Source organism: Leclercia sp. LSNIH3 (genome assembly GCF_002935105.1).
Lineage (GTDB): Bacteria > Pseudomonadota > Gammaproteobacteria > Enterobacterales > Enterobacteriaceae > Enterobacter > Enterobacter adecarboxylatus.
On the sequence record NZ_CP026387.1, the window covers coordinates 1,617,408 to 1,637,543 of the forward strand.

Genomic DNA, 20,136 nt, shown 5'->3' on the forward strand with positions numbered 1-20,136 from the left:
CCGCGGTTGCGATGGGTCTTGCAGGCCCGGTAAGCGTAGCGCCACCGGGCGATTGCGTCTCCAGAGAGACGGTTTTGCGGCTTATACTGCGGTCTGGAAGATCACCCCGTCAGCCTTCTCAGTGTACTGAGAGAGCTGATCGAAGTTCAGATAGCGATAAGTATCTACCGCGGTCTTATCTACCTGCGCCACAAAGGTCTGGTACTCTTCCGGCGTTGGCAGTTTGCCAATCAGTGCCGCAACCGCCGCCAGCTCCGCAGAAGCCAGGTAGACGTTAGCACCAGTACCTAAACGGTTCGGGAAGTTACGGGTCGAGGTAGACACAACGGTCGCACCGTCAGCCACGCGCGCCTGGTTACCCATACACAGGGAGCAACCCGGGATTTCAATACGCGCCCCGCTCTTACCAAACACGCTGTAGTAGCCCTCTTCGGTCAGCTGTGCCGCATCCATACGGGTTGGCGGAGCCACCCACAGACGGGTCGGCAGCTGGCCTTTGTGGGTATCCAGCAGTTTACCGGCAGCGCGGAAGTGACCGATGTTGGTCATGCAGGAGCCGATGAACACTTCGTCGATCTTGTCGCCCTGTACGTCAGAGAGCAGACGTGCGTCATCAGGATCGTTCGGTGCACACAGAATCGGCTCTTTGATGTCGGCCAGATCGATGTCGATCACCGCCGCGTATTCTGCGTCAGCATCGGCTTCCAGCAGCTGTGGATCCGCCAGCCATTTTTCCATGCCCTGAATACGACGCTCCAGGGTACGACGGTCGCCGTAGCCTTCAGCAATCATCCACTTCAGCAGCACGATGTTAGAGGTCAGATACTCTTCGATTGGCGCCTGGTTCAGCTTAATGGTACAGCCCGCAGCAGAACGCTCAGCGGAAGCATCGGTCAGTTCGAACGCCTGCTCCACTTTCAGATCCGGCAGACCTTCGATCTCGAGGATGCGGCCAGAGAAGATGTTTTTCTTACCTTTCTTCTCAACGGTCAGCAGGCCCTGTTTGATCGCGTACAGCGGGATGGCATGCACCAGATCGCGCAGGGTGATGCCCGGCTGCATTTTGCCTTTGAAACGCACCAGAACGGATTCCGGCATGTCCAGCGGCATGACGCCGGTCGCCGCGGCAAAGGCCACCAGACCAGAACCCGCCGGGAAGGAGATCCCAATCGGGAAACGGGTATGGGAGTCACCGCCGGTACCGACGGTATCTGGCAGCAACATACGGTTCAGCCAGGAGTGGATCACGCCATCGCCCGGACGCAGGGAGACACCGCCACGGTTCATGATGAAGTCTGGCAGCGTGTGGTGCGTGGTGACATCAACCGGCTTCGGATAGGCCGCGGTGTGGCAGAAGGACTGCATCACCAGGTCAGAGGAGAAGCCCAGGCACGCCAGGTCTTTCAGTTCGTCACGGGTCATTGGACCGGTGGTGTCCTGGGAGCCAACGGAGGTCATCTTCGGCTCGCAGTAGGCACCCGGACGGATACCGGCTACGCCGCATGCACGGCCAACCATTTTCTGTGCCAGAGAGTAACCACGGTTACTTTCGGCCACGTCTTTCGCCTGACGGAAGACATCGCTGTGCGGCAGGCCCAGGGCTTCACGCGCCTTGGTGGTCAGGCCACGACCGATGATCAGCGGGATACGACCACCAGCACGGACTTCGTCGATCAGTACGTCAGTTTTCAGCTCGAAGCTTGCCAGCAGTTCGTTGGTTTCGTGGTTACGGACTTCGCCTTTGAACGGGTAAACGTCGATCACGTCGCCCATGTTTAGGTTGTTCACGTCCACTTCGATTGGCAGTGCACCAGCATCTTCCATGGTGTTGAAGAAGATAGGGGCAATTTTGCCACCGAGGCACAGGCCGCCGCCGCGCTTGTTCGGCACGTGCGGGATGTCATCGCCCATGAACCACAGCACAGAGTTCGTTGCGGATTTACGGGAAGAACCGGTACCAACCACGTCACCGACGTAAGCCAGCGGGAAACCTTTCTGCTGCAGGGCTTCGATCTGTTTGATCGGGCCGACAACACCCGGCTGATCCGGGACAATACCTTCACGGGCGTTTTTCAGCATCGCCAGCGCGTGCAGCGGGATATCCGGGCGTGACCAGGCATCCGGGGCCGGAGAGAGGTCATCGGTGTTGGTTTCGCCTGTTACCTTGAAGACGGTAACGGTCATTTTTTCCGCCAGCGCAGGGCGGCTCAGGAACCATTCGGCATCTGCCCAGGACTGCATTACCTGCTTCGCGTAGCTGTTGCCCGCTTTCGCTTTCTCTTCTACGTCGTAGAAGTTATCGAACATCAGCAGCGTGTGGGACAGTGCTTTAGCGGCAATGGGGGCCAGCGTGTCGCTGTCCAGCGCATCAATCAGCGGATGAATGTTATAGCCACCCTGCATGGTGCCGAGCAGTTCAATCGCTTTTTCAGGGGTAACCAGTGGGGAGGTTGCTTCGCCTTTGGCAATCGCAGCAAGGAAACCGGCTTTAACGTAGGCGGCTTCATCGACGCCTGGCGGTACACGGTTGATCAACAGATCTAACAGGAATTCTTCTTCGCCTTTAGGCGGATTCTTCAGCAGCTCGACGAGCCCAGCCATTTGGGTAGCATCTAAGGGTTTGGGTACAATTCCCTCGGCGGCACGTTCTGCTACGTGCTTACGGTATTCTTCTAGCACGACGGTTCTCCTCGCTCTCATTGTCATATGCGGCCGGCGTTCTCTTCACGCTCCTGTGAGACAGCAGTTTGTAGGGTAAATGCCCGATACCGCGTCGGGCAGCATAGCAGGATTTTCACACAGTGTTAATCTGTTTACAAAAAAGCAACATTGAATTGTTTGCTGAATCGTTAAGCATGGTGTAGCGGTGAAGCAGGAAGAATTTCGGGCACAAAAAAACCGCCCTGAAGCGGTTATTTTGTTGCCTTGCGGTGGTAGCACACCGGGTTGGCAGATTTGTGGCAAAGTCCCAACGCAACTGATTTTGCTCCCAAGTTTGCTCACTTGCAACTCGCTTGTTCACATTTGCGTAGCCTTATCCAGTTTCGAATGAAACCCCATGTAATTATCTCTTCCCACTTCTGCACTAAACATGGATCCGCTATTGTTTTTATCGGCCTGCTTCGCTGGTGTAGCAACCAGTCACCGGGCCTGGGAGTAGTTCCGTAACCTACGTGGCAAAGTCCCAATTTGCCTGGTTCTGCCTTTCCCGGTGAAGAATGAACCCGCGTAGCCTGCAAAGGAACGCTCGCAATGGAGATGCGATTCTATACGCTTATCGTTGTGATCGGTTTATTGCTAACGGCACTGCACGGTGGCTGGAGCATATCCGACATCACAGTGCTGTTTGTTATTAACCCTGGCAATTAGCTACTGGCCGCTCGCAAGAGCGGCCATCTGAATACCCCAAAGGCTTTTGCACATTCCGATATACTCTGTGTAATAAATACTCACACTCTTTTTCCGGCCATTCGGAACGGTTCCCAGTTTAAGTCAAAAAAGTCACACCCGGGTGCATATACTCGCGGCAACGTAAACGCCTTACGGCCTTGCTCTCCCCGGAGTCTTATTATGAAGTTGCCCATTAAGCCTCATCTGCTTGCTCTCATATGTAGTGCCGGGCTGTTTGCCGCCTCGGGTGTGGTCTACGTTAATAGCCGCACAACCGAGACCCTCACTCAGCCATCCCCCCCCGTGCAGCCCGCCCCGACAGCGCAAACCGCCCCGGCGGCTGTGGCGCAGGCGCCGGTGACCTACACCGCAGCACAAATCGATCAGTGGGTCGCCCCGGTCGCCCTCTACCCGGACGCCTTGCTGTCGCAAGTTTTAATGGCCGCAACCTATCCGGCGAACGTGATACAGGCGGCGCAGTGGTCGCGGGATAACCCCCGTATGCAGGGCGATGCCGCGGTTCAGGCCGTCGCGGGGCAGCCCTGGGATCCGAGCGTTAAATCGCTGGTCGCCTTCCCGCAGCTATTGTCGCTGATGGGGGAAAACCCGCCATGGGTACAGAATCTCGGGGATGCGTTTCTCAATCAGCCGAAGGATGTGATGGACTCTGTCCAGCGCTTACGCCTGCTGGCGCAGCAAACCGGCGCGCTGCAATCGACGCCGCAGCAGACGGTGACCACCGTGCAAAAAACGGCAACGGCGAAACCCGCTTCATCGACTGCGGCCGCCAGCTCAGCCCCAGCCTCAACGCCCGCGCCAACGGTGATCAAGATTGAATCAGCCGATCCGCAGGTCGTGTATGTTCCAACCTACAACCCCAGTACGGTTTATGGCACCTGGCCTAATACCAGTTACCCGCCGGTCTATCTACCGCCGCCTCCGGGGGAGCAGTTTACCGACAGCCTGGTCAAAGGGCTTGGCTTCAGCCTCGGGGTAGCCACCACCTACGCCATCTTCAGTAATATCGACTGGGATGATGACGACTGGGATCATCACCACCATAACGGGGATCACCACGATGGCTATTCACGAAACGGCGATAACAACATCAATATCAACGTCAATAACTTCAATAAAATCAGTGGAGAGCGTCTGAATCCCAACCACGGCTGGCAACATAATCCGGCCTATCGCGGCGGCGTGCCCTACGCCAACAGCCAGTTGAACAACCGTTACCAGCAGAACAATACCGCGGAGCGCCGGACCGTCAATCACAGCCTTACTACGCCGCAAGGAGCTGTGAACCGCGACGCCCAGCGTCAGGCGGCTATGACGCAGATGGAGCGTTCAACGGGTAAAAACCTCTCCCGGACGGCGCATCCGGCCACCCGTGACGGCCAGCGCCAGGCAGCAAGCCAGCAGTTGAACCAGATCTCCCGGCGCAATAACTACCGGGGATACGACAATGATCGCCCACAAACGGTAAAACGGGCCAGCAATGCCCAGCGCGATACCCAACGTACGGCGGCACATCACCAAACCGTCCCCAAGGTGCAGGCCCCGCAACGGGCGACGCAGACGCACCCGCGCGCCAACGCCCTCAGCGGCAACGACAGCCGTTCCGCCAACTGGCAGTCGCAGCAGCAGCGTGGGATGCAAAGCCGTGAGCAGTTGGGCCGCCATCTGGAACAACGCAGCGACGGCAGAGCACAGATATCTGAACGCCGGGGCGGCGGTGAGCACCGTGAATTACGGCATCGTTAAGGGAGAGGACAATGAAAAGTAAATTACTCAGCGGAATGATGTTGTTCATGGTATCGACTGGTGCTTTTGCCCAACACTATTTCAGTACGCCTGAACAGGCGACCGATGCGCTGGCGAAAGCTATCAACGAGCAGAATGACAACGCACTGAGCAACCTGCTCGGAGAGGACTGGCGTACCTTTTTACCGACTGATGGCATTGACCCGGAGGCCGTGGCTCGCTTTAAGCGTGACTGGCAGGTGAACCATCACACGGTGATCGACGGTGACATGGCCTGGCTCACCGTGGGAGAGTACCACTGGCAGTTGCCTGTCCCGGCGGTAAAACGCACCGGAGGTTGGCAGTTCGACATGCAGGCAGCCAAAGAGGAGATCCTCACCCGCGAAGTGGGCCGTAACGAGCTGGCCGCCATCGAAGCCCTGCACGCCTACGTGGATGCGCAGGATAGCTATTACGCCCTCACCTCGCAGTATGCGCAGAAAATTGTCAGCAGTGAGGGCAAAAAAGATGGGCTTTACTGGCCGGTAAAACCCGGCGAAGCCCCCAGCCCGCTTGGTCCGGCCTTTAGCCCGAAAGCGCCAGGCCAGGGGTATCACGGCTACCATTTCCGTATCCTGCCGGACAGTAAATCAGGCTTTGCAATGATCGCCTGGCCGGTGAGCTACGGCGAGACCGGGGTGATGAGCTTTATGATTAACGGTGAGGATCGGGTCTGGCAGGCCAATCTGGGCGAGCAGTCAGCGGCGGAAGCAAAAGCGATACCGACCTTTAACCCGGACGATCGCTGGCAGCGGGTGGCGCAGTAGAGGTTTGCAGAATAAAAAAAAGCGGCTCATGAGCCGCTTTTTTATTGCCGGAAGAAAATTACTTCTTCTTCGCTTTCGCGTTTGGCAGGTCGGTGATGCTGCCTTCAAACACTTCTGCCGCCAGGCCAACAGACTCGTGCAGAGTCGGGTGAGCGTGGATGGTCAGCGCGATGTCTTCAGCGTCACAGCCCATTTCGATCGCCAGACCGATCTCACCCAGCAGCTCGCCGCCGTTGGTACCGACAATCGCACCACCGATCACACGGTGAGTCTCTTTGTCGAAGATCAGTTTGGTCATACCATCTGCGCAGTCGGAAGCGATAGCACGGCCAGAAGCAGCCCACGGGAAGGTGGCGGTTTCGTAGCTGATGCCTTTCTCTTTCGCTTCTTTCTCGGTCAGACCAACCCAGGCAACTTCTGGCTCGGTGTAGGCGATAGATGGGATCACTTTCGGGTCGAAGTAGTGCTTCATACCGGCGATAACTTCTGCGGCAACGTGGCCTTCGTGAACACCTTTGTGCGCCAGCATTGGCTGACCGACGATATCGCCGATAGCAAAGATGTGCGGCACGTTGGTGCGCAGCTGCTTGTCAACGCGGATGAAACCACGGTCGTCAACTTCCACGCCCGCTGCACCTGCATCCAGGTTTTTACCGTTCGGTACACGACCAATCGCTACCAGCACCGCGTCGTAACGCTGTGGTTCTGCAGGGGCTTTTTTGCCTTCCATGGAAACGTAAATACCGTCTTCTTTCGCTTCAACGGCAGTCACTTTGGTTTCCAGCATCAGGTTGAATTTCTTGCTGATGCGTTTGGTGAAGACTTTAACGATGTCTTTGTCAGCAGCCGGGATAACCTGGTCGAACATTTCAACCACGTCAATCTGTGAACCCAGCGCGTGGTATACGGTGCCCATTTCCAGACCGATGATACCGCCACCCATAACCAGCAGGCGTTCAGGAACGGTTTTCAGCTCCAGCGCATCGGTGGAGTCCCACACGCGTGGATCTTCATGTGGAATGAACGGCAGTTCGATCGGACGGGAACCCGCCGCGATGATTGCGTTGTCGAAGTTGATCACGGTTTTGCCGTTCTCACCTTCCACTTCCAGGGTGTTTGCCCCGGTAAATTTACCCAGACCGTTTACCACTTTCACTTTACGGCCTTTGGCCATACCTGCCAGACCACCGGTCAGCTGAGTGATAACTTTCTCTTTCCAGGTACGAATCTTGTCGATATCGGTTTTCGGCTCGCCGAAGACGATACCGTGTTCAGCCAGCGCTTTGGCTTCTTCGATAACTTTGGCTACGTGCAGCAGCGCTTTTGAAGGGATACAGCCGACGTTCAGACAAACACCACCGAGGGTGTTGTAACGTTCTACGATGACGGTTTCCAGACCTAAATCCGCGGCACGGAATGCTGCGGAATAACCTGCCGGGCCTGCCCCAAGTACTACGACCTGAGTTTTGATTTCTGTGCTCATCATGACCTCTTAATTTATACCCGTCGTCCACCGGGTCGTTCTATCCGCTCGCATTTTACAAAATTGTTAACAATTTTGAAACAACAAACGGCTCACGAATTTTTGCTTTCGCCAATAACCTCACGAACAGCATGAGGTTACCAGAAAAAAGCCGGCCGTCAGGCCGGCTTTTCTATTACATCACCAGGCGGCGAATGTCGCTCAGGGTGTTGTTGATGATGGTAATGAAGCGGGCACCATCAGCACCGTCGATCACGCGGTGGTCGAAGGAGAGAGAAATTGGCATCATCAGACGCGGCATAAACTCTTTACCATTCCACACTGGCTCCATCGCAGACTTGGAGACACCGAGGATCGCCACTTCCGGCGCGTTCACAATCGGCGCGAAGTGGGTAGTACCCAGGCCGCCGATGCTGGAGATAGTGAAGCAGCCGCCCTGCATTTCGCCGGCAGTCAGCTTACCATCACGCGCTTTCTTGGAGATGGTGGTCAGTTCGCGAGACAGCTCAGTGATGCTCTTCTTGTTCACGTCTTTGAAGACAGGAACAACCAGACCATTTGGCGTATCAACCGCAACACCGATGTTGATGTATTTCTTCAGCGTCAGCTTCTGGCCATCTTCAGACAGGGAGCTGTTGAAACGTGGCATCTGCTCAAGCGCAGCAGCAACGGCTTTCATGATGAAGACCACTGGGGTGAATTTCACGTCCAGTTTGCGCTTCTCAGCTTCGGCGTTCTGCTGTTTACGGAACGCTTCCAGATCGGTGATATCCGTTTTGTCGAAGTGCGTAACGTGCGGGATCATCACCCAGTTACGGCTCAGGTTCGCACCAGAGATTTTCTGGATACGGCCCAGTTCCACTTCTTCGATTTCACCGAACTTGCTGAAGTCGACTTTCGGCCATGGCAGCATGCCCGGGATACCGCCACCGGTGGCAGCAGCAGGTGCCGCTTCAGCGCGTTTCACCGCGTCTTTCACGTAAGCCTGAACGTCTTCGCGCAGGATACGACCTTTACGGCCAGTTCCTTTCACTTTCGCCAGGTTTACACCGAATTCGCGCGCCAGGCGACGAATCAGCGGGGTGGCGTGAACGTAGGCGTCGTTCTCAGCAAACTCAGATTTGCCTTCTGCTTTCGCAGCAGGGGCAGCAGGGGCAGCAGCAGGTTTTGCAGCCTGAGCCGGTGCAGCAGCAGGTGCCGGAGCAGCAGCAGCCGGAGCCGCGGCAGGCGCAGCGCCTTCCACTTCGAAGACCATGATCAGAGAGCCAGTAGACACTTTGTCGCCGGTGCTGATTTTGATCTCTTTAACGGTACCGGCGAATGGCGCAGGAACTTCCATAGAAGCCTTGTCGCCTTCAACGGTAATCAGTGACTGTTCAGCAGCAACTTTGTCGCCCACTTTCACCATCACTTCGGTCACTTCAACTTCGTCACCGCCGATGTCCGGGACGTTAACGTCCTTCGCACCGCCAGCCGCAGCTGGAGCAGCAGCAGGTGCCGGAGCAGCCGCCTGAGCCGGGGCAGCAGCAGGTGCAGCACCCGCCACTTCGAAGACCATGATCAGAGAGCCAGTAGACACTTTGTCACCGGTGTTGATCTTGATCTCTTTAACAGTACCTGCGAACGGTGCCGGGACTTCCATAGAGGCTTTGTCGCCTTCTACAGTGATCAGAGACTGCTCAGCCGCAACGGTATCGCCCACTTTGACCAGGATCTCAGTAACTTCTACTTCGTCACCGCCGATGTCAGGCACGTTCACTTCTTTCGCTGCCGCGGCAGCTGCTGGAGCAGCGGCCGGAGCGGCTTCTTTCTTCTCTTCCTGCGCAGGTGCAGCAGCTGCTGCACCGTCGGCGGAATCGAAAATCATGATCAGTTTGCCAGTCTCGGTTTTATCGCCAACAGAGACTTTGATCTCTTTAACGATGCCAGCCTGAGGAGACGGGACTTCCATAGAGGCTTTGTCGCCCTCTACGGTGATCAGCGACTGTTCAGCTTCAACTTTGTCGCCCACTTTGACCAGGATCTCGGTGATTTCAACTTCATCAGCCCCGATGTCCGGTACATTGATTTCGATAGCCATTATTCTTTTACCTCTTACGCCAGACGCGGGTTAACTTTATCTGCATCGATGTTGAATTTGGTGATTGCTTCCGCCACCACTTTCTTGTCGATTTCGCCACGTTTAGCCAGTTCGCCCAGTGCTGCTACAACCACGTAAGAAGCATCAACTTCGAAGTGGTGACGCAGGTTTTCGCGGCTGTCAGAACGACCGAAGCCGTCAGTACCCAGTACGCGATAATCATCAGCTGGTACGTAAGTACGAACCTGCTCAGCGAACAGTTTCATATAGTCAGTTGAAGCTACAGCTGGCGCGTCGTTCATCACCTGAGCGATGTACGGAACACGTGGGGTTTCCAGCGGGTGCAGCATGTTCCAGCGCTCACAATCCTGGCCATCACGTGCCAGTTCGGTGAAGGAGGTCACGCTGTAGACGTCAGAACCTACGCCGTAGTCGTTCGCCAGGATCTGCGCTGCTTCACGAACGTGACGCAGGATAGAACCGGAGCCCAGCAGCTGAACTTTACCTTTGCTACCTGCAACAGTTTCGAGTTTGTAGATACCTTTACGGATACCTTCCTCGGCACCTGCTGGCATGGCCGGCATGTGGTAGTTTTCGTTCAGGGTGGTGATGTAGTAGTAAATGTTCTCTTGCGCTTCACCATACATGCGCTGCAGACCGTCATGCATGATGACTGCCACTTCGTACGCGTAAGACGGGTCATAAGAGATACAGTTAGGGATAGTCAGAGACTGAATGTGGCTGTGACCATCTTCGTGCTGCAGACCTTCACCGTTCAGCGTCGTACGACCGGAAGTACCACCGACCAGGAAGCCGCGAGCCTGTTGGTCGCCAGCCTGCCAGCACAGGTCACCGATACGCTGGAAACCGAACATGGAGTAGTAGATGTAGAACGGGATCATCGGCAGGTTGTTGGTGCTGTAAGAAGTCGCAGCAGCCAGCCAGGATGCGCCTGCGCCCAGCTCGTTAATACCTTCCTGCAGGATCTGACCTTTCTCGTCTTCTTTGTAGTATGCAACCTGCTCGCGGTCCTGCGGGGTGTACTGCTGACCGTTCGGGCTGTAGATACCGATCTGACGGAACAGACCTTCCATACCAAAGGTACGCGCTTCGTCAGCGATGATTGGCACCAGACGATCTTTGATCGACTTGTTCTTCAGCATCACGTTCAGGGCACGCACGAAGGCGATAGTGGTGGAGATCTCTTTGTTCTGCTCTTCCAGCAGCTGAGAGAAGTCTTCCAGCGCTGGCAGTTCCAGTTTCTCAGTGAAGTTCACCTGACGGGACGGCAGGTAGCCGTTCAGTTTCTGACGCTGTGCGTGCAGATAGGTGTGCTCTTCTGAACCTTCCGGGAAGGTGATGTAAGAGAGGTTTTCAACCTGCTCGTCGGTCACTGGAACGTTGAAACGGTCGCGGATGTAACGCACGCCGTCCATGTTCATTTTCTTCACCTGGTGCGCGATGTTTTTACCTTCGGCGGTATCACCCATGCCATAACCTTTAACGGTATGGGCCAGGATTACAGTCGCTTTGCCTTTGGTTTCTTGCGCTTTTTTCAGTGCAGCATAGACTTTCTTCGGATCGTGACCACCACGGTTCAGTGCCCAGATCTGATCGTCAGTCCAGTCAGCAACCAGGGCTGCAGTCTCAGGGTATTTACCGAAGAAGTGCTCACGAACGTAGGCACCATCTTTGGATTTGAAGGTCTGGTAGTCGCCGTCAACGGTTTCCTGCATCAGCTGGAGCAGTTTACCGCTGGTGTCTTTACGCAGCAGCTCATCCCAACGACCGCCCCACATGACTTTAATCACGTTCCAGCCAGCACCTGCGAAGATGCCTTCCAGTTCGTTGATGATCTTGCCGTTACCGGTTACCGGACCATCCAGACGCTGCAGGTTACAGTTGATGATGAAGCACAGGTTGTCCAGCTTCTCACGGGTCGCGATGGTGATCGCACCTTTAGATTCTGGCTCATCCATCTCGCCGTCGCCCAGGAAGGCGTAAACGGTCTGCTGAGAGGTGTCTTTCAGGCCACGGTGTTCCAGATATTTCAGGAATTTAGCCTGGTAGATCGCACCGATTGGACCCAGACCCATAGATACGGTCGGGAACTGCCAGAATTCAGGCATCAGTTTCGGGTGCGGGTAAGAAGACAGGCCTTTACCGTGAACTTCCTGACGGAAGTTGTTCATCTGCTCTTCAGTCAGACGACCTTCCAGGAACGCACGTGCGTAAACGCCCGGAGAGATGTGGCCCTGGAAGTACACCAGGTCGCCGCCGTCTTTCTCGGTGCGTGCGCGGAAGAAGTGGTTGAAGCACACTTCATAAACGGTTGCAGAAGACTGGAAGGAAGCCATGTGGCCGCCCAGCTCCAGATCTTTTTTGGATGCGCGCAGAACGGTCATGATGGCGTTCCAGCGAATTGCAGAACGGATGCGGCGTTCCAGATCCAGATTGCCCGGGTATTCCGGTTCGTCTTCGACGGCAATCGTGTTTACGTAGTTGTTAGCCCCTGCACCTGCAGCTACTTTCACGCCACCTTTGCGGGCTTCAGAAAGCATCTGTTCAATCAGATACTGAGCGCGCTCAACACCTTCTTCACGGATGACCGATTCGATCGCCTGTTGCCAGTCGCGAGTTTCGATCGGATCCACGTCATTTTGGAGACGTTCTGACATGGGGGTATTCCTTATCTATCTAATACGTTGATTTGTCTGGAACCTGTCCCATTGCACTTTCTTTTCTTTTCGTTTCGGGCTGTCTCTTTGTTGGCTGCGCTTCTTCACTCCAGTCACAGCGTTAACTGTGCTCCTGGGGATGCGCGCACTTGCCGCCGCGATACAACCCAAACTATGTCGAAAACTAAAAGCGCAATAAGACAGGTTCTGCGTTTAGTTGCCGCGCTCTAAAAAACTGGCGCTTAATCCTTTCGTTGCTGTATGCGGCGAAGTGAACGTTCTCGACGACTCTGTTCACGGCTGCGGTCCAGCAAGATTTCCTCAATGAAAGCCAGGTGACGGTGCGACGCTTCACGCGCCTGCTCCGGCTCCCCGGCCATTATCGCCTCGAATACTCGAGTGCGATGGTTGCTGACCAGCGGGAGCATCTCCCGACGGGCATACAACAATTCAAAATTCTGACGAACGTTCTGGGCAAGCATTGGCTCCATGCAGCGTAGCAGATGGAGGAGCACCACGTTGTGGGCTGCTTCTGTGACGGCAATTTGATACTGGACGACGGCGTCGGACTCGGCGTCGAGATCGCCGGACTGTTGGGCCCGTTCAATGGCCTGATGGAGTTCGCGAATGCGGTCACGATCTTCATCGTTGCTGCGCAGCGCCGCGTAGTAAGCCGCGATGCCTTCAAGCGCGTGACGGGTCTCAAGCAGATCGAACTGGGATTCTGGGTGGTCGGAGAGCAGCTCCACTAACGGGTCGCTGAAGCTCTGCCACAGGCTGTTTTGCACAAAGGTTCCGCCACCCTGGCGACGAAGCAGTAGGCCCTTGGCTTCGAGACGTTGGATCGCCTCACGCAGCGAAGGACGGGAAACGTCGAACTGTTTAGCCAGTTCGCGTTCAGGTGGAAGTTTCTCACCGGGGCGCAGGGTCCCCTCGAGGATCAAAAACTCCAGCTGCTGCTCAATCACATCAGATAATTTTGGTTGGCGAATTTTGCTGTAGGCCATATTCCCTGTCTTACGCCTTTTTTGCCCGGAGTCAATTGGTCTTACCAATTTCATGTTCGTATCGCTAAAGTAACAAAGTATTCACCTTCTGTCCATATTGGTTTTGACCGAAATCAGTAAACCCTGCTTATTTTAACAACCTTACAGAAATAACGTTTCAAAAATGTAACTCTGCACAAATGAAATGATTACTCCCAAAGAGGCAGTTTTAACTTTATCGAAACGAAGAAAAGTGCGATCTGAACCGATTTAGCGGAGTAAAAAATGAAAAGCTGCCCACTTATGGAGCATTTTTATTCTATAGGTTGATGAAGGGACATAAACGGAACGATTTACAAATGCTTTCTTTTTATTCGAACTCACTTTCTCCACGCATAAAGCAGGTGCATTCGCCGTCGCTTAACATTATTCTTCCAATTACGGAAGACACTTCCGATATTTTCAGCCAATTGAACCGTAAACTAATAAATACATGAAATGGAATTTCATAATTACACACGCCTGAGCGTGAACATAACAACCACACACGAGGTTTCATAATGGATGGTCAACAGCATGGCGATCAGCTGAAGCGCGGCCTTAAAAACCGCCATATTCAGCTTATCGCTCTCGGTGGCGCTATCGGTACAGGCCTGTTCCTTGGCAGCGCATCGGTTATTCAGTCTGCCGGTCCGGGTATTATTCTGGGTTATGCCATTGCCGGTTTTATCGCCTTTCTTATTATGCGTCAGCTCGGTGAAATGGTGGTCGAAGAGCCGGTAGCCGGTTCCTTTAGCCATTTTGCTTATAAATACTGGGGCAGCTTTGCCGGGTTCGCGTCCGGCTGGAACTACTGGGTGCTGTATGTGCTGGTGGCGATGGCGGAACTGACCGCGGTCGGTAAATATGTCCAGTTCTGGTGGCCTGAGATCCCAACCTGGGTCTCCGCGGCGGTCTTCTTTGTAGTCATCAACGCCATCAACCTGACTAATGTAAAAGTGTTCGGTGAGATGGAGTTCTGGTTCGCCATTATTAAAGTTATTGCGGTTGTGGCGATGATCCTGTTTGGCGGCTGGCTGCTGTTCAGCGGCAACGGCGGCCCGCAGGCAAGCGTGAGCAACCTCTGGGATCAGGGCGGCTTCCTGCCACACGGCATGACCGGGCTGGTGATGATGATGGCGATCATTATGTTCTCCTTCGGTGGTCTTGAGCTGGTGGGTATCACCGCCGCTGAAGCAGACAACCCGGAACAGAGCATCCCGAAAGCGACCAACCAGGTTATCTACCGCATCCTGATCTTCTATGTAGGCTCGCTGGCCGTGCTGCTTTCCCTGCTGCCGTGGACCCGCGTCACCGCTGACACCAGCCCGTTTGTGCTGATCTTCCACGAGCTGGGCGACACCTTTGTGGCCAACGCCCTGAACGTGGTGGTACTGACCGCCGCGCTGTCGGTCTATAACAGCTGCGTTTACTGCAACAGCCGTATGCTGTTCGGCCTGGCTCAGCAGGGTAACGCCCCGAAAGCGCTGCTCAACGTGGATAAGCGTGGCGTGCCGGTTAACACCATTATTGTGTCGGCGGTTGTGACCGCGCTGTGCGTACTGATCAACTACCTGGCCCCGGAATCCGCCTTTGGTCTGCTGATGGCGCTGGTGGTCTCCGCTCTGGTGATCAACTGGGCGATGATCAGCCTGGCGCACATGAAGTTCCGTCGTGCGAAACAGCAGCAGGGCGTGAAAACGCGTTTCCCTGCCCTGCTCTACCCGCTGGGTAACTGGGTCTGCCTGCTGTTTATGGCTGCCGTGCTGGTTATCATGCTGATGACGCCGGGTATGGCTATCTCGGTTTACCTGATCCCGGTCTGGATTGTTATCCTTGGGGTGGGTTACGCATGTAAGCAGAAAAATGCTAAAGCAGTAAAAGCGCATTAATCCTCTCCCCTCTGCGTCCCGGCGGATGCAGAGGGTTGTTACCTTCCTCACACTTTCTCGCCAACAGCCATTTTATCCATATCACCGACGGTATACTGCAACGCATATTTTGCTTCGGCAGCGAATAATTCTCTCCATAGTGCAACTCGGAGAATCGTCGATGGATAACAATAAACTTTCAGTAAAAGAAAAGATCGGCTATGGAATGGGGGATGCCGGATGCAACATCATCTTTGGCGCCATCATGCTGTTTGTAAACTATTTTTATACGGATATTTTCGGCCTTGCTCCGGCACTGGTGGGGGTATTGCTGCTCTCTGTGCGCGTCATCGATGCCGTGACCGACCCCATTATGGGGGCCATTGCTGATCGTACCCGTAGTAAGTATGGGCGATTTCGTCCATGGCTTTTATGGATCGCCTTCCCCTATGCGCTGTTCAGCATCCTGATGTTTACCACCCCGGACTGGACCTATAACAGCAAAGTTATCTATGCCTTCGTCACCTACTTCCTGCTCTCCCTGACCTATACGGCTATTAACATTCCGTACTGCTCGCTGGGGGGTGTGATCACTAACGATCCTAAAGAGCGCGTGGCCTGTCAGTCTTATCGCTTTGTGATGGTTGGTATCGCCACCCTGCTGCTGTCGCTGACGCTGCTGCCGATGGCCGACTGGTTCGGCGGCGAAGACAAAGCCAAAGGCTACCAGATGGCCATGACCGTGCTGGCGCTGATTGGCACCTGCATGTTCCTGTTCAGCTTCTCTACCGTGCGCGAGCGTGTTCGCCCGGCGGTGCAAACCAATGACGAGCTGAAAAACGATCTGAAAGATGTGTGGAAGAACGACCAGTGGGTACGCATTCTGCTGCTGACGCTCTGCAACGTCTGCCCGGGCTTTATCCGCATGGCGGCAACCATGTATTACGTCACCTGGGTCATGGGCCAGAGCACTCACTTCGCCACCCTGTTTATCAGCCTGGGCGTGGTCGGCATGATGCTTGGCAGCGTGCTGGCAAAAGTGCTGACCGACCGCTGGTGTAAGCTGAAGGTCTTCTTCTGGACCAATATCGTGCTGGCGATTTTCTCCACCGCCTTCTATTTCTTCGATCCAAAAGCCACCGTGACCATTGTAGTGCTCTACTTCCTGTTGAATATCCTGCACCAGATCCCGTCTCCGCTGCACTGGTCGCTGATGGCCGACGTAGATGACTACGGCGAATGGAAAACCGGTAAACGTATCACCGGGATCAGCTTCTCCGGCAACATCTTCTTCCTCAAGCTGGGGCTGGCGATTGCCGGGGCGATGGTGGGCTTCCTGCTCTCCTGGTACGGTTATGATGCCGGTGCTAAAGCGCAAAGCGCGGATGCCATCAACGGGATCGTTCTGCTCTTCACCGTCATTCCGGGCATTGGCTACCTCATTACTGCTGGCGTGGTGCGTCTGCTGAAGGTTGATCGCGAAACCATGAAGCAAATTCAGCAAGACCTGGAAAAACGCCGGAACAACTACCGCGAGCTGAATGATTTTCAGGAACTCAACGCCGCTGAGACAAAATAAGGAAAGCCGAATGCAAACCTGGCCAAACCCGTTTATTGAACAACGCGCTGACCCGTACATTCTTCATCATGAAGGACAATACTACTTTATTGCCTCGGTGCCGGAGTACGACCGGCTGGAGATCCGCCGTGCCGACTCGCTGGAGGGGCTGCGCAGCGCCAATGAAGTGGTAGTCTGGCGCAAGCCCGACACCGGCCCGATGAGTCAGCTGATCTGGGCACCGGAGCTGCACTGGATTGACGGCAAGTGGTACATCTATTTCGCCGCTACGCACACTCAGGCGCTGGATAAACTCGGGATGTTCCAGCACCGGATGTTTGCGCTGGAGTGTTCCGACAGCGACCCGCTCACCGGCACCTGGGTTGAGAAAGGTCAGATCCAAACCCCGTTCGATACCTTTGCGCTGGATGCGACCACCTTTGTTCACCAGGGAAAACGCTGGTATCTGTGGGCGCAAAAAGCCCCGGATATCACCGGTAACTCGAACCTGTACCTGTGCGAAATGGAAAACCCGTGGACGTTAAAAGGCAAGCCGGTGATGCTCAGCAAACCGGAGTATGACTGGGAGTGCCGCGGGTTCTGGGTCAACGAAGGCCCGGCAGTGCTGTTCCACGGCGATCGGTTGTTTATCAGTTATTCTGCCAGCGCCACCGATGAAAACTACTGCATGGGGCTATTGTGGATCGACCTTAATGCCGACCCGCAGAACCCGGCGAACTGGCATAAATCACCGCAGCCGGTATTTACCACCAGCTATGAAAACCGCCAGTACGGGCCGGGGCACAACAGCTTTACCCAAACGCCGGAGGGTGAAGACGTGCTGGTTTACCACGCGCGTAACTACACCGAAATCGAGGGCGATCCGCTGTATGATCCGAACCGCCACACCCGCCTGAAGCTTGTTCGCTGGAATGAAAACGGGATGCCTGATTTTGGCATCCCGTCAGCGGATACAGTGTAAGCCCTGCGGCACGCTGGTTTAGATCAGCGTGCCGTAGATGGTCAGCAACGCCACAATCACCACCACCGCAAACGACGTTTTCTTGGCCATTGAAACGGCCGCTTTCGGCGTTTCGATCTTATCGGTATGCGGTTCACGCGCCAGCGAGAACTGCGCCAGACGTGTTAACACCAGGTACTGCGAGGTATGGCGATCTCCCAGCGAGGCAAACCATGCCGGCAGGGCTTTCTCGCCGTGCCCGATCAGGGCATAAACCACCCCGAACAGTCGCACCGGCAGCCAGTCCAGCACATGCAGAATAGCGTCGATCCCGGACTGTAACCGCTCGTGCGGCGTCAGATAGCGCGCCAGCCAGCTCTGCCAGGCGCGTAAAAACGCATAACCCATCATCAGCACCGGCCCCCACGCACCGCCGACGACAAACCAGAACAACGGCGCCAGATAGAAGCGGAAGTTAATCCACAACAGCGCGTTCTGCAGCTCGCGTAAAAACTCGCGTTCGTCGCATTCCGGCGGGACGCCGTGGATCAGCGTCAGCTCGCTGGCCATCGCGCCGCGGGCATGGGCATCATCGTTGGTTGCCGCCTTCAGATAGGCATGGTAGTGCAGACGCACCTTACCCGCGCCAATACAGAGCACACCGAGCAGGATCCACACCACCAGCAGCGGCACATTGAAGAAGAGACCATACAGCGAACGCAACAGCAGGAACACCACGCCCATCACCGCCGCGGTCATCAGCAGAGTACGGATCATGGAAAAATGGCGGATGCGACGAAACAGCACTTCCATCCGGTGATCCAGATGCCAGTGCTCGCCCAGCTTGAACAAACGCTCAGCAATCATCACCAGCAGCATGGTAAATAACGTCATGTCATCTCCTTATCTGACAGGGCGGTAAGCATAGTGTTAAATCGTTGCCAGTCAAAGGCCGGGCCAGGGTCGGTCTTGCGCTGCGGTGCAATATCGCTGTGTCCGGTCCGGTTCTGGGCAATAGCCGGGTAGAGCTTGATAAGGGCGCGCGTCACCGCGGCCAGCTGTTGATACTGCGCATCGGTGTAGGGCAGTGTATCAGTCCCTTCCAGCTCGATGCCGATAGAAAAGTCATTGCACCGTTCACGCCCCTGATACTGAGAAACGCCCGCATGCCAGGCACGTTTATCAAAGGGAACATACTGGACGATTTCGCCGTCACGACGAATAAGACAATGGGCAGAAACGCGCAGGTGAGCGATCTCCGCAAAAAAGGGGTGAGCATCGGGATCGATTGTCCCGGTGAATAGCGCGTCAATCCACGGACCGCCAAACTCGCCTGGCGGCAGACTGATGTTATGCACCACCAGCAGCGACGGGATCTCATCCTCCGGGCGGCAATCGTGGTGTGGCGACGGAACACGCCGGGCATCTGCCAGCCAGCCATGTTCTAACTGCATGCAGGATCTCCTTATATATGGTGCTGATTCCCGGTTCAGAGTAGCATGTTTCAATCTTATGATTCGTTACCAATTTGGAGTTTTAACATGCCGCCTCGCCGCTACAACCCCGACCACAGACGTAACGTACTGCTGGAACGTATAAATCTTGATATTCCGGTAAGCGTTGCCAATGCGCTGCGCGAAGATCTGGGTGGAGACGTCAATGCTGACAACGACATAACCGCCCAGCTGCTGGCGGAAGATGCCCGTTCCCATGCGGTTGTGATCACTCGTGAAGACGGGGTTTTCTGTGGTAAACGTTGGGTGGAAGAGGTCTTTACCCAGCTGGCCGGTGACAGCGTTAAGGTGACGTGGCATGTTGAAGATGGCGACAGCATTAAAGCGAATCAGCCGCTGTTTGAACTTGAAGGCGCATCACGCGTCCTGCTGACCGGTGAACGCACCGCGCTGAATTTTGTCCAGACGCTTTCCGGTGTCGCCAGCGAAGCTCGCCGCTATGTCGACCTGCTGGAAGGCACTCATACCCAGCTACTGGATACACGTAAAACGCTGCCGGGCCTGCGTACCGCCCTGAAATATGCCGTGCTGTGCGGCGGCGGCGCAAACCACCGTCTGGGTTTATCTGATGCGTTCCTGATAAAAGAAAACCATATTATTGCCTCCGGCTCCGTTCGCCAGGCCGTGGAAAAAGCCTTCTGGCTGCACCCGGATGTGCCGGTTGAAGTGGAAGTGGAAAACCTGCAGGAGCTGGACGATGCCCTGAAAGCGGGTGCCGACATCATCATGCTGGATAACTTCAAAACCGAAGAGATGCGTGAAGCGGTGAAGCGCACCAACGGCCAGGCCCGCCTTGAGGTCTCCGGCAACGTGACATACGAAACCTTGCGCGAATTTGCCGAAACCGGCGTCGATTTCATCTCCGTTGGCGCGCTGACCAAACATATTCGCGCCCTCGACCTGTCGATGCGCTTTCGCTAAGTGACAAAAAGCCCGGCCTGCACAGGCCGGGTACGCCCGATTTACGACCCGCCCCGCAAACCTGCTGCATGGTTTTGTAACACCA

At 55.3% G+C, this 20,136-nt stretch carries 13 protein-coding genes; 6 read left to right on the forward strand and 7 right to left on the reverse strand.

The window, feature by feature from the left end; genetic code table 11:
- Positions 1–81 precede the first annotated feature (81 nt).
- Positions 82–2,679: a bifunctional aconitate hydratase 2/2-methylisocitrate dehydratase gene (acnB, locus tag C3F35_RS07880; RefSeq protein ID WP_032616568.1), complete on the reverse strand. Its 2,598-nt coding sequence runs from the start codon at positions 2,677–2,679 to the stop codon at positions 82–84.
- A gap of 891 nt (positions 2,680–3,570) precedes the next feature.
- Between acnB and C3F35_RS07890 the strand changes: the two genes are divergently transcribed.
- Positions 3,571–5,154: a DUF3300 domain-containing protein gene (locus C3F35_RS07890; RefSeq protein WP_103792749.1), complete on the forward strand. Its 1,584-nt coding sequence runs from the start codon at positions 3,571–3,573 to the stop codon at positions 5,152–5,154.
- Positions 5,155–5,165: 11 nt separating this feature from the next.
- Positions 5,166–5,960, forward strand: coding sequence for a DUF2950 family protein (locus C3F35_RS07895; protein WP_103792748.1), 795 nt, complete (start codon positions 5,166–5,168; stop codon positions 5,958–5,960).
- A 58-nt stretch (positions 5,961–6,018) separates the two neighbouring features.
- Here the strand turns inward: C3F35_RS07895 and lpdA are convergent, their stop codons facing one another.
- The 4 genes from lpdA to pdhR all read right to left on the reverse strand — a co-directional run bounded on the left by lpdA (position 6,019) and on the right by pdhR (position 13,208).
- The gene (gene lpdA, locus C3F35_RS07900; protein WP_032616565.1) at positions 6,019–7,443 is read right to left on the reverse strand and encodes a dihydrolipoyl dehydrogenase; all 1,425 of its coding nucleotides are present in this window, start codon (positions 7,441–7,443) and stop codon (positions 6,019–6,021) included.
- A 175-nt stretch (positions 7,444–7,618) separates the two neighbouring features.
- A complete protein-coding gene (aceF, locus tag C3F35_RS07905) occupies positions 7,619–9,523 on the reverse strand; it encodes a pyruvate dehydrogenase complex dihydrolipoyllysine-residue acetyltransferase (RefSeq protein WP_103792747.1) in 1,905 nt (634 codons plus the stop codon).
- Positions 9,524–9,537: 14 nt separating this feature from the next.
- On the reverse strand, positions 9,538–12,201 hold the full coding sequence (gene aceE / locus C3F35_RS07910; protein WP_032616563.1) for a pyruvate dehydrogenase (acetyl-transferring), homodimeric type: 2,664 nt from the start codon (positions 12,199–12,201) through the stop codon (positions 9,538–9,540).
- 242 nt (positions 12,202–12,443) lie between these two features.
- Complete coding sequence (pdhR, locus tag C3F35_RS07915) at positions 12,444–13,208, reverse strand: pyruvate dehydrogenase complex transcriptional repressor PdhR (RefSeq protein WP_032616562.1); 765 nt, start codon at positions 13,206–13,208, stop codon at positions 12,444–12,446.
- A 539-nt stretch (positions 13,209–13,747) separates the two neighbouring features.
- On the opposite strand from pdhR, the gene aroP reads away from it, so the two are divergent.
- The 3 genes from aroP (at position 13,748) to C3F35_RS07930 (ending at position 17,637) form a co-directional block, all read left to right on the forward strand.
- Positions 13,748–15,118 (forward strand): aromatic amino acid transporter AroP, encoded by a 1,371-nt coding sequence (gene aroP / locus C3F35_RS07920; RefSeq protein ID WP_032616561.1) that lies wholly within the window; start codon positions 13,748–13,750, stop codon positions 15,116–15,118.
- Between the two features lie 160 nt (positions 15,119–15,278).
- Positions 15,279–16,676: a glycoside-pentoside-hexuronide (GPH):cation symporter gene (locus tag C3F35_RS07925; protein WP_032616560.1), complete on the forward strand. Its 1,398-nt coding sequence runs from the start codon at positions 15,279–15,281 to the stop codon at positions 16,674–16,676.
- A 10-nt stretch (positions 16,677–16,686) separates the two neighbouring features.
- Positions 16,687–17,637, forward strand: a complete 951-nt coding sequence (locus C3F35_RS07930; RefSeq protein ID WP_103792746.1) for a glycoside hydrolase family 43 protein — start codon at positions 16,687–16,689, stop codon at positions 17,635–17,637.
- Between the two features lie 18 nt (positions 17,638–17,655).
- On the opposite strand, the gene ampE is transcribed toward C3F35_RS07930, so the two are convergent.
- Positions 17,656–18,510, reverse strand: a complete 855-nt coding sequence (gene ampE, locus C3F35_RS07935; protein WP_032616558.1) for a beta-lactamase regulator AmpE — start codon at positions 18,508–18,510, stop codon at positions 17,656–17,658.
- Complete coding sequence (gene ampD / locus C3F35_RS07940; protein WP_032616557.1) at positions 18,507–19,070, reverse strand: 1,6-anhydro-N-acetylmuramyl-L-alanine amidase AmpD; 564 nt, start codon at positions 19,068–19,070, stop codon at positions 18,507–18,509. Before ampD ends, ampE begins: the two co-directional genes overlap by 4 nt.
- 87 nt (positions 19,071–19,157) lie before the next feature.
- On the opposite strand from ampD, the gene nadC reads away from it, so the two are divergent.
- Positions 19,158–20,051 carry a carboxylating nicotinate-nucleotide diphosphorylase gene (gene nadC / locus C3F35_RS07945; RefSeq protein ID WP_103792745.1) on the forward strand — a complete coding sequence of 298 codons (894 nt, stop codon included), beginning with the start codon at positions 19,158–19,160 and terminating at the stop codon, positions 20,049–20,051.
- Positions 20,052–20,136 lie beyond the last annotated feature (85 nt).

Bases quoted from the DNA above. Each gene is read 5' to 3' on its own strand.
- C3F35_RS07890 (WP_103792749.1), top strand. From the start codon at position 3,571: ATGAAGTTGCCCATTAAGCCTCATCTGCTTGCTCTCATATGTAGTGCC.
- C3F35_RS07895 (WP_103792748.1), top strand. From the start codon at position 5,166: ATGAAAAGTAAATTACTCAGCGGAATGATGTTGTTCATGGTATCGACT.
- lpdA (WP_032616565.1), bottom strand. From the start codon at position 7,443: ATGAGCACAGAAATCAAAACTCAGGTCGTAGTACTTGGGGCAGGCCCG.
- aceF (WP_103792747.1), bottom strand. From the start codon at position 9,523: ATGGCTATCGAAATCAATGTACCGGACATCGGGGCTGATGAAGTTGAA.
- aceE (WP_032616563.1), bottom strand. From the start codon at position 12,201: ATGTCAGAACGTCTCCAAAATGACGTGGATCCGATCGAAACTCGCGAC.
- pdhR (WP_032616562.1), bottom strand. From the start codon at position 13,208: ATGGCCTACAGCAAAATTCGCCAACCAAAATTATCTGATGTGATTGAG.
- aroP (WP_032616561.1), top strand. From the start codon at position 13,748: ATGGATGGTCAACAGCATGGCGATCAGCTGAAGCGCGGCCTTAAAAAC.
- C3F35_RS07925 (WP_032616560.1), top strand. From the start codon at position 15,279: ATGGATAACAATAAACTTTCAGTAAAAGAAAAGATCGGCTATGGAATG.
- C3F35_RS07930 (WP_103792746.1), top strand. From the start codon at position 16,687: ATGCAAACCTGGCCAAACCCGTTTATTGAACAACGCGCTGACCCGTAC.
- ampE (WP_032616558.1), bottom strand. From the start codon at position 18,510: ATGACGTTATTTACCATGCTGCTGGTGATGATTGCTGAGCGTTTGTTC.
- ampD (WP_032616557.1), bottom strand. From the start codon at position 19,070: ATGCAGTTAGAACATGGCTGGCTGGCAGATGCCCGGCGTGTTCCGTCG.
- nadC (WP_103792745.1), top strand. From the start codon at position 19,158: ATGCCGCCTCGCCGCTACAACCCCGACCACAGACGTAACGTACTGCTG.